The following is a 2,774-nucleotide window of genomic DNA, read 5'->3' on the forward strand; positions in this document are numbered from 1 at the left end:
CGACCATCGCCAAGATTGTCGCGAACAACAGGGCCATTGGGCCGCTTGTGATCTTCATTGATTTCGATTCCCAGAGATTACAGAAAGAGAAGTTGGCTGCGGAGAAGTTCCGCCGTGCTTTGAAGCCGTACATCGTCCCACGACATTGCCCCAGACACTGCGATCGCAATGGATGGAATTCGTCGAGAGTTACCCTGTTCAAACCACGCCAAGGCGGCAGGGTTTCACGAAAGATCGAGTTTTTTGCCAAAAAGAAAGGCAAAAAACGATGCTGCCAGAAACGCGGCGGCCGATTCAGGCCCGCCGGCTACGACTTCACCACCGGATTGCTCCGCAATTCACGCTGGGCCCGCTGCAGAAACTGCATCGCGTCGATCGGGGTCATCGAATTCAGGTCCAAGCTCTGCACCTGGCTGAGCACCGGATGGTCGGAGAACCCGAACAGGGTCAGCTGGTAGGAGCCGCCGCCGCGATCGCTGTGTCCCTGGGGTGGAGCGATCGAGGGCCGATCCAAAGCGTCTCGGTGGTCGATTTCCAATTGCGCCAGCACGTCTTTAGCACGCTCGTTGACTTCGCGCGGCACGCCGGCCAGGCGGGCGACGTGGATCCCATAGCTCTTGTCCGCGCCGCCGGGAATGATCCGGTGCAAAAAGACGACTTCGTCATTCCACTCTTTGACGGCCACGTTCAAATTCGACACCCGCGGCAGCGACTCTTCCAACTGAGTCAGCTCGTGGTAGTGCGTCGCAAACAGCGTCCGGCAACCGATCTGTTCGTGCAAGTGCTCGGTGATCGCCCAGGCCAGCGACAGCCCGTCATAGGTGCTCGTTCCGCGGCCGATTTCATCCAGGATCACCAGGGACCGCGACGTGGCGGTATTGAGAATCCGCGCCGTTTCGACCATCTCGACCATGAACGTACTCTGCCCGCGGCTGAGTTCATCGCTGGCTCCCACGCGGGCAAAGATTCGGTCGGCGATCCCGATCACCGCGGATTCGGCGGGCACAAACGACCCGGCTTGAGCCAACAAGGTGATCAAGGCGACTTGGCGGATGTACGTGCTTTTGCCCGACATGTTGGGGCCGGTGATCAGCAGGATCATCCCGGTCTCGGGGGCGTGAACGCAGTCGTTGGGGACAAATTCTCCCTGCGGCAACGTCACGTCCAACACCGGGTGCCGGCCCGCTTCGATTCGCAGCACTGAATCGTCGGTCATCTCCGGCCGCACCCAACTTCGCTGTGCAGCCAGCTCGGCCAAAGCCGCGAGCACATCCAGTTCCGCCATCGCAACGGCAACTTCCTGCAACGTCGCCAAGTGATGATGGGTACGCGTCCGCAAGTTATGAAAGATCAACTGTTCCCGTGCGGCGGCTTTTTCATCCGCGGCCAGGACTTTCTCTTCGTATTCTTTTAACTCCGGCGTGATGTATCGTTCGCAGTTCTTCAGCGTTTGTTTGCGAATGAAATCCGCGGGCACCTTGTCCTTGTGAGCGTTGGTGACTTCCAAGTAGTAGCCGAAGACCTTGTTGTAACCGACTTTCAAGTTGGGAATTCCGGTCACGTCCATCTGACGTTGTTGGTATTCCAGAATCCACTGTTTTCCGCCGGCGGCCAACTCACGCAGCGAATCAAGTTCGGGGTCGAATCCCTTGCGGACGAAATTTCCGTCGGCAGCATTGAGCGGACATTCATCGGCCAACGCCGCTTCCAGTTCGCTGCGCAACTCCGGACACAGGTGCAAATGCGACTCCAAATGCATGATCCGCTTGGGGTTGCGTCCGGCCAACTTGGCCTTCAGCGTCGGCAATCCCGCCAGCGTTCGAGACACTTGTTGCAGATCCCGCGGCCCCGTCCGACCGGTGGCGATTCGCGCCAGCAGTCTGGTGATGTCGTAGGTCTGTTTCAGGGTCGACCGCACATCGCTGCGGAGGGATGCTTGGGTAAAGAATTCTTCGACCGCATCGTGTCGCTGGCAAATCGCATCGATTTCGACCAACGGCGCGGCGATCCAATCGGCCAACATCCGCGACCCGGCCGACGTGCACGTCAAGTCGATCGCATCGACCAACGACCCGGCCCGCGACGAGGTTCGTAGCGTTCGTGTGATCTCCAGACTTCGCCGCGTCGACGCATCGATCTCCAGCACGCCGCTGCGGTGGTGCGCCGAAATGGATCGAAAATGATCCAGCCCAGCGGGTTGTGTTTCCTGCAGATAGGTCAGTGCCGCGCCGGCTGCTCGAACTGCCGCGGTGTCGTCGTCGCGAAAGCCAAACCCTTCGAGCGAACCGACCGAGAACTGCTTGCACAGTAACTCCACCGAAGCGTCTTCGGCGAAGCTCCAAGCCGGCCGCGCCGTCCAGGACCACGGCGCGGTGGAATCCGGCGAAAACTTGGCGTCGTCTTCACGGTAAATCACTTCCGCCGGACCGATCCGCGCCAATTCGTCTTCGACCCGCGAAACGGGAAACACCCCGGCGCAGAACCGTCCGCTGGAAAGTTCCGCCCAAGCGATTCCGGCGACCGGTTCATCGGTTTGCTTCTTGCCTTTACGTGGCGTGTGCAACACCACGGCGGCCAAATAATTCGCTTCCCGCGGATCAAGCAGGTCGTCGTCGGTCAGGGTCCCCGCGCTGACCAAGCGGGTGATTTCTCGTTTGACCAGCCCCTTGGCTTGTTTGGGGTCTTCGACCTGCTCACAGACCGCGGCCCGGAACCCGGCTTGGATCAATTTGCAGAGGTAGGAATCGAGTTGGTGATGGGGAAACCCCGCCATC

Annotated in this window: 1 protein-coding gene; it reads right to left on the minus strand. The window is 59.7% G+C overall.

Annotated elements, in window-relative coordinates:
- Positions 1–307: 307 nt before the first annotated feature.
- Positions 308–2,774, minus strand: a 2,467-nt coding sequence (gene mutS, locus ABX749_RS28495) for a DNA mismatch repair protein MutS (RefSeq protein WP_372899017.1), incomplete at its 5' end; no start/stop codon positions are given.

Source organism: Stieleria sp., from assembly GCF_041595215.1.
Classification (GTDB): domain Bacteria; phylum Planctomycetota; class Planctomycetia; order Pirellulales; family Pirellulaceae; genus Stieleria; species Stieleria magnilauensis.